The organism is Actinoallomurus acaciae (assembly GCF_042429965.1).
GTDB lineage: Bacteria > Actinomycetota > Actinomycetes > Streptosporangiales > Streptosporangiaceae > Actinoallomurus > Actinoallomurus acaciae.
Map to the genome: position 1 here is coordinate 1 of NZ_JBHLZP010000439.1, position 6,697 is coordinate 6,697.

Below are 6,697 nucleotides of genomic sequence, written 5' to 3' on the forward strand. Positions count from 1 at the left end.
CCGTCCGTCGCGCCCGACGGCTCCGGCCGCCCCGGAGGCACCCGGCTGACCTCCTCGCGGGCCGGCCAGGCGCTGGACGCGCGCACCATCCTGCTCACCAGTGCCGACACCGTCGCCAAGACCCCGGCCACGACCGGCGCCGACTGGTACACCCGGGAACGCGAGACGCGACTCATCTCTCCGGACCAGGCGGTCGCGAAAAGGCTCGCTAAGAAGTTCGGCAAGGGCAAGAAGCCCGCCGCGGCCTCGCCGATCACCGCGTCGGTGAGCAGCACCGAGGAGGCCTGGACGGGCCGCAACGGTCACGACCGTACGGTCACCGGAATCGACCCGAAGATCGCATTCCCCTCCGAGGCCGAGAAGGCCAAGTGGACGAAGCTCACGCCGGCGGAGCGGCAGCGGTGGGACCTGGATGTTTCGGGGAAGCCGAAGGTCAGCAACTATGACTTCTCCAGCCTCAAATTGAGCCTCAACCAGCAGGACAAGACGGTCGCGGCGCTGGAGAAGCTGCCGTCCGACCCCGCCGCGCTCGAGAAGACGCTGCGGACCTGGTTCGCACACGAGAACCAGGTCTCGAAGGCGCACGATGGCGTCCCGATGGGCGGCGACTTCTCCCAGTACGTCTTCGGCCAGGCCCAGGACCTGCTCGCCGGTCCGCTCACCCCCGGTACCAAGGCCACTCTGTACCGCCTGCTCGCCAAGCAGCCGGGAATCACCTACCTCGGCACCAAGTCGGACTCGCTCGGCCGCGAGGGCGCCGTCCTGACCATGAGTGACCCCGGGTCGGAAGCGGAAGAGATCCGCCTGATCATCGATCCCAAGACCGGGCAGCTGCTCGCCCAGGAATCGGGCCCCCGCGCGAAGCCCCTCCTGACCATGACGTACGAGTCGGTGGGCTGGGTGAACAGCCTCGGCGCCCGTCCCTGACCGAACCACGGTTCGCCGGGGCCTCGCTTCGCGAGGTCCCGGCGAACCTCCCTTGCCGTGGTGGCCTTCCGATCGCCATGACCGGTATCCATCCGAGATCGAGCCCATCGGCGCCGGGCCAACGCTCGAGGGTCGTGAGTCACTGAGGAGCGCGAGCGCGCCACGCCCCTGCGGGCACCGGACCAGCACGCGGCCTGACGCGAGGCCGCCCGAGCCGCCCCTCAGCCGTGGACCGGCGGGGCGGCGGTGCTGGCGCGGAGGGCCACCTCGCCGGTGATGCGTTCGACGCGGCTGCGGCGGGCGCGGGAGCGGAGGGCGAGGTTCATGACGCGCTCACCCATCTCCTCCAGCGGAAGGGTGACCGTGGTCAGCGGGGGAACCAGGTCGCGGACGATCGGGATGTCGTCGAAGCCGGCCAGTGACACCTGGCCCGGGACGTCGACGCCGTGGTGGCGGAAGGCCGACAGCGCGCCGATCGCCATGACGTCGGTGAGGGCGAACACGCAGGTCGCCGGTGAGCCGCGGCGGATCAGCTCGGTCGCGGCGGCGTACCCGCCGTCGCGGGTGAACGACTCCTCGATGACCTGGTCGTCGGGCAGCGGTACCCCGGCCTCGGCCAGGGCGTCGCGGAAGCCGCCGAGCCGGTCGGCGACGGTGGTGAGCGTACGCGGGCCGGTGAGCGCCGCGAAGTCGCGATGTCCGAGGGCGAGCAGGGCACGGGCGAGCGCGGCCGCGCCCTCGCGGTTCTCCGGCTGCACGGTGTCGACGCGCAGGCTGCGGTGGCGGCTGAGGACGGCGACCCGGCCGCCGGCCCGTACATACGGGTCGAGTTCGGCGTTCATCGAGCGCTCCCACGCGCGGTCCTCGAACCCGGATCCGATGAGCAGGATCGCCCGGGCGCGCTGGGCGCGGAGCATCGCGACGTAGTCCACCTCGCGCGCCGGATCGCGGAACGTGCTGGCCAGCATGACCAGCAGTCCATGCTCGGCGGCGGCGTGGGTGACGCCGCGGGCGATCGCCGCGAAGTACGGGTCGCTGACGTCGTGGCAGATCAGGCCGATGGACTGGCTGGAGGCGCGGGCGAGCGCCTGGGCGTGCGCGTTGGGCGCGTAGGCGAGCTCGGACGCGGCGGCCAGCACGCGTTCGCGCAGGTCGGGGCGGACCTGGGTGGTGCGGTTGAGAACGCGGGAGGCCGTCGCGAGGGAGACCTCCGCCCGCCTCGCGACGTCCTGGAGCGTGACGTGCGCACCGCCGCCGTGGCTCGTGTCGTCCTCGGCGTCGCCGCCGGCCTCGGGCGTGCTCGCCCGGGTGCGCGGCCGTTCTGGTCGGGGTTCCCCCATTGTGCGCCCTCCTGGCTCCAGCATGCCGTGAGCGTGCCGCCGAAGTGGCACGAAAACGCCTCTTGACCGCTTCGTGCGCCATACCTACGGTATCAGAAAGCGCTTTCAGAATGCGCTTTCTGACAGCCCGAGCGGCGGGTCCGAGCACGGAGGAGCTCTCATGGTGAGTCAGAGCACCACACCCGAGGTTCCGGTGGCCGGAGTCGCCGAGCGCGACCGGCCGGCGGCCGGCGAGCGGCTCCGTGGTGCGGCCGCGCGGTCCTGGCGGCCCGTCGCGCTGCTCGCCGCCTGTTTCGTCGTCTGGTGGGTGATCACCGCCGCGAAGCTGATCGAGGCTTACCTGGTGCCGTCGCCGGCCAAGACCTTCCAGGTCATGAGCGACAAGGCCGGCTACATCGGGCACCACACCTGGGTCACGACGTACGAGACGCTGCTGGGCTTCGTCATCGCGACGGTCGTGGGCGTCCTCGCCGCCGTCGTCATGGTGTACTCGTCCGCGGTCGAGCGGACGCTCTACCCGGTGCTGCTGTTCGCGCAGGTCATCCCGAAGGTCGCCATCGCTCCGCTGCTCGTCGTCTGGCTCGGCTTCGGCCTCGCGCCCAAGGTCGTCGTCGCGGTGCTCATCGCCTTCTTCCCCGTCGTCATCTCGATGGTCACCGGCCTGAAGGCGGTGGACCCGGAGATGATCCAGCTGTCGGCGACGATGGGCGCCGGGCCGATGCAGACGTTCGCCAAGATCCGGTTCCCCGCCTCGCTGCCGCACCTGTTCTCCGGTCTGAAGGTCGCCGTCACGCTCGCCGTCACGGGCGCCGTCGTCGGGGAGTTCGTCGGGGCCAACGAGGGCCTCGGGTACGTGATCCAGCAGGCCAACGGCAACCTCGACACCCCCATGCTCTTCGCCGGTCTGCTCGTCATGTCCCTGATCGGCGTCGTCCTGTTCGTGCTCGTGGAGCTCGCCGAGAAGCTGCTGCTGCCCTGGCACGCCAGCCGTCGCGGCGCCGCCGTGACCACCACCTACTGACGGACGCGTACCCGTCCCGCCGACCTGCCGACGCGAACCCGACCTACCGACGGAGACGATCCATGAAACTGCGCAGCCTCGTCCTCACCCTGGTCCCCATCGTGGCGATCGCCGCCGCCTGCGGGGGCGGAGGTGACAAGACCACCGGCGCCTCGGGCAGAAAGCTGGACAAGGTCACACTGACGCTCAACTGGTACCCCTACGGCGAGCACGCACCGTTCTACTACGGCAAGAAACAGGGCATCTTCGAAAAGCACGGCATCGACCTGGAGATCAAGGCGGGGCAGGGCTCGCAGAAGACCGTGCAGGCGACCGGCGCGGGCCAGACCGACTTCGGCTGGGCGGACACGCCGGCGCTCCTGGCGGGGGTCGCCCAGGGCCTGCCGGTCAAGAGCGTCGGCGTCTACCTGCAGACGACGCCGGCCGCCGTGCAGTTCTTCTCCGACAAGGCGTTCAGGTCACCGGCCGACCTGAAGGGCAGGCGCATCGCGGCCACCGCGGGTGACGCGCCGTCGCGGACGTTCCCGGCGTTCCTCAAGAAGAACGGCCTGAGCGAGTCGGACGTCCGGCTGCAGAACACCGACCCGGCGGGCAAGATGGCCGCGGTCATCTCCGGCCGGACCGACGGCCTGATCGGCTATGCCAACGACCAGGGCCCGACGATGGCCGCCAAGGCCGGCAAGCAGGTCTCGTACCTGAAGTTCGCCGACTTCGGGCTGAACTACTACTCCAACGGCCTGCTCGTCGGCGACCGCCGGCTCAAGAGCGACGCGGAGCTGGTCAAGCGCATGTCCGCGGCCACCAGCGAAGCGTGGGCGGCGGCCGAGAAGGACCCGGCGAACGCCGTCGCCGCCATGCGGGGCGCGTCCCAGCAGCTGCCGCCGCCGACGGTCCTGACCGACCAGTTCAAGACGACGCTGAGCCTCCTGCACACCGACGCCACCAGGGACCGGGCTCCGGGGTTCAACACCGACGCCGGCTGGCGGCAGACCATCAGCGTCTTCACGCAGAGCGGCCTGATCTCCAAGGCGCAGCCGCCATCGGCGTACTGGGACTCCTCAGCCGGCCCGCAGGGCTGACCGACCGGAAGGGCGACGACGATGACCCGGCCCGGAAGCACACGGGAACGAGGACCAGTGACCGAAGAGAGAGCGAGCCGCGGCGGCAGCGTCCGGCTGGAGGACGTGGCCGTACGGTTCCGTACGAAGAAGAAGGACGTCACGGCGCTGCGGGAGGTGTCGCTCGAGGTCGCCGAGGGCGAGTTCGTGGCCATCGCCGGCCCGTCGGGCTGCGGCAAGTCGACGCTGCTCAAACTGGTCGCGGGCCTGCTCAAGCCGTCCGCGGGGAGCGTACGGCTCCAGGACGAGCCGGTGACCGGTCCGCGCCATGACATCGGGTACGTCTTCCAGCGGGCCGCGCTGCTGGAGTGGCGCAGCGCCCGGCGCAACATCCTGCTCCAGGCCGAGATGCGCCACATGCCCGCCGACCGGGCCCGCGAGCGTACGGCGGAGCTCATCGCGATGACCGGGCTCACCGGGTTCGAGGACGCCTACCCGCACGAGCTGTCCGGCGGCATGCAGCAGCGCGTCGCGCTCTGCCGGGCGCTGCTGCACGAGCCGCCGGTCCTGCTGATGGACGAGCCGTTCGGCGCGCTGGACGCGCTCACCCGCGAGCAGCTGAACATCGAGCTGAACCGGATCTGGCGGGAGACGCGTACGACCGTCCTGCTGGTCACGCACTCGATCGCGGAGGCGGCCTACCTGGCCGGCCGGATCGTCGTGATGACCGACCGGCCCGGCACCATCGCCGAGATCATCGAGGTCGACCTCCCCGACGAACGCGACTACGCCGCGACCATGGCGCACCCGGAGTTCGCCCGCGCCACCGGCCGGATCCGCGAGCTTCTCGGTGCGGCGTCCCCGGTCGACTGACAACCCGTAGAGAGGAACACAGGGATGGCACGCAGGTCCATCGGGATCGTCCTGAACGGCGTGACCGGCCGGATGGGGTACCGCCAGCACCTCGTCCGCTCGATTCTGGCGATCCGCGGCCAGGGTGGGCTGACGACCGCCGACGGCACCGTGCTGTGGCCGGAGCCGATCCTGACCGGCCGGAGCGAGGCCAAGCTGCGCGCCATCGCCGAGCGGCACGGGCTCACCGAGTGGTCCACCGACCTGGACGAGGCGCTCGCCCGGCCCGACGTCGAGGTGTACTTCGACACCCAGATCACCGGCGCCCGGGCACCGGCGATCCGGGCGGCGATCGCCGCGGGCAAGCACGTCTACACCGAGAAGCCGCTCGCCGAGGACGTGGAGGAGGCGCTCGGACTCGCCCGGCTCGCCGACGACGCCGGCGTCCGGCACGGCGTCGTGCAGGACAAGCTCTTCCTGCCGGGTCTGCTCAAGCTCAAGCGGCTGGTCGACGGCGGCTTCTTCGGGCGCGTCCTGTCCGTACGCGGGGAGTTCGGCTACTGGGTGTTCGAGGGCGGCTGGCAGGAGGCGCAGCGCCCGAGCTGGAACTACCGGGTGGAGGACGGTGGCGGGATCATCGCCGACATGTTCTGCCACTGGCGGTACGTGCTCGACAACGTCGTCGCGCCGGTCCGTTCGGTGCAGGCCCTCGGCGCGATCCACATCCCCGAACGGGTCGACGAGGACGGCAGGCCCTACGCCGCGACCGCGGACGACGCCGCGTACGGGATCTTCCAGCTCGAAGGCGGTGTGGTCGCGCAGATCAACTCCTCCTGGGCGACGCGGGTGTTCCGCGACGAGCTCGTCGAGTTCCAGGTGGATGGCACCGAGGGCAGCGCGGTCGCGGGTCTGCGCCGCTGCCGGGTACAGCACCGGTCGATGACGCCCAAGCCGGTGTGGAACCCGGACCTGCCCGCCACCGAGGACTTCCGCGCCCAGTGGCAGGAGGTGCCGGACAACGCCGTGTTCGACAACGGGTTCAAGACGCAGTGGGAGCTGTTCCTGCGGCACGTCGCCGACGACGGTGAGTTCCCGTGGGACTTCTACGCGGGCGCCCGGGGCGTCCAGCTCGCCGAGCTGGGCCTGCGCTCGTGGAAGGAGGGCCGCCGCATCGAGGTCCCGGAGCTCGGGAAGTGAGGATCGGCCTGCCTCGGGCGGACGGCTCACTCGTCCCGTACACGCTCGGCGAGCCGTGCGCGTACCCGCCGCCGGCGGCCCCGGCCACGTCGCGCGTCGCGTACGCCGCCGCGCACGTGGTCGTCGATCCGATGGCCGACCCGGAGGCCGTCGACTGGGAGACGACCCTGGGTTTCCGCCGCCGCCTGTGGTCGTACGGGCTCGGCGTCGCGGAGGCCATGGACACCGCGCAGCGCGGGATGGGCCTCGGCTGGCCGGTGACGCGCGAACTCATCGAGCGCGGCGGCGCGGAGGCGCGGGCC

The 6,697-nt window shown here is 71.2% G+C and carries 6 protein-coding genes and 1 pseudogene; 6 read left to right on the forward strand and 1 reads right to left on the reverse strand.

The window, feature by feature from the left end; genetic code table 11:
* Positions 1 to 927: pseudogene (locus tag ACFFNX_RS37660) on the forward strand (hypothetical protein); the annotation flags it as partial.
* 221 nt (positions 928 to 1,148) lie between these two features.
* Here ACFFNX_RS37660 and ACFFNX_RS37665 read toward each other — a convergent pair.
* Positions 1,149 to 2,267 carry a LacI family DNA-binding transcriptional regulator gene (locus ACFFNX_RS37665; protein WP_378210853.1) on the reverse strand — a complete coding sequence of 373 codons (1,119 nt, stop codon included), beginning with the start codon at positions 2,265 to 2,267 and terminating at the stop codon, positions 1,149 to 1,151.
* Between the two features lie 160 nt (positions 2,268 to 2,427).
* Here ACFFNX_RS37665 and ACFFNX_RS37670 point away from each other — a divergent pair, with 160 nt between their 5' ends.
* The 5 genes from ACFFNX_RS37670 to ACFFNX_RS37690 all read left to right on the forward strand — a co-directional run.
* Positions 2,428 to 3,288, forward strand: a complete 861-nt coding sequence (locus ACFFNX_RS37670; protein ID WP_378210854.1) for an ABC transporter permease — start codon at positions 2,428 to 2,430, stop codon at positions 3,286 to 3,288.
* Positions 3,289 to 3,350: 62 nt separating this feature from the next.
* Complete coding sequence (locus tag ACFFNX_RS37675) at positions 3,351 to 4,367, forward strand: ABC transporter substrate-binding protein (protein WP_378210855.1); 1,017 nt, start codon at positions 3,351 to 3,353, stop codon at positions 4,365 to 4,367.
* A gap of 57 nt (positions 4,368 to 4,424) precedes the next feature.
* Complete coding sequence (locus ACFFNX_RS37680) at positions 4,425 to 5,219, forward strand: ABC transporter ATP-binding protein (protein ID WP_378210856.1); 795 nt, start codon at positions 4,425 to 4,427, stop codon at positions 5,217 to 5,219.
* Positions 5,220 to 5,243: 24 nt separating this feature from the next.
* The gene (locus tag ACFFNX_RS37685; protein WP_378210857.1) at positions 5,244 to 6,395 is read left to right on the forward strand and encodes a Gfo/Idh/MocA family protein; all 1,152 of its coding nucleotides are present in this window, start codon (positions 5,244 to 5,246) and stop codon (positions 6,393 to 6,395) included.
* Positions 6,392 to 6,697: DUF993 family protein (locus tag ACFFNX_RS37690; protein WP_378210858.1), on the forward strand; the 306-nt coding region annotated here is incomplete at its 3' end. The genes ACFFNX_RS37685 and ACFFNX_RS37690, both read left to right, overlap by 4 nt.

Excerpts from the sequence above, each read along its gene's own strand:
- ACFFNX_RS37665 (WP_378210853.1), bottom strand. The coding sequence starts at position 2,267 with ATGGGGGAACCCCGACCAGAACGGCCGCGCACCCGGGCGAGCACGCCC.
- ACFFNX_RS37670 (WP_378210854.1), top strand. The coding sequence starts at position 2,428 with ATGGTGAGTCAGAGCACCACACCCGAGGTTCCGGTGGCCGGAGTCGCC.
- ACFFNX_RS37675 (WP_378210855.1), top strand. The coding sequence starts at position 3,351 with ATGAAACTGCGCAGCCTCGTCCTCACCCTGGTCCCCATCGTGGCGATC.
- ACFFNX_RS37685 (WP_378210857.1), top strand. The coding sequence starts at position 5,244 with ATGGCACGCAGGTCCATCGGGATCGTCCTGAACGGCGTGACCGGCCGG.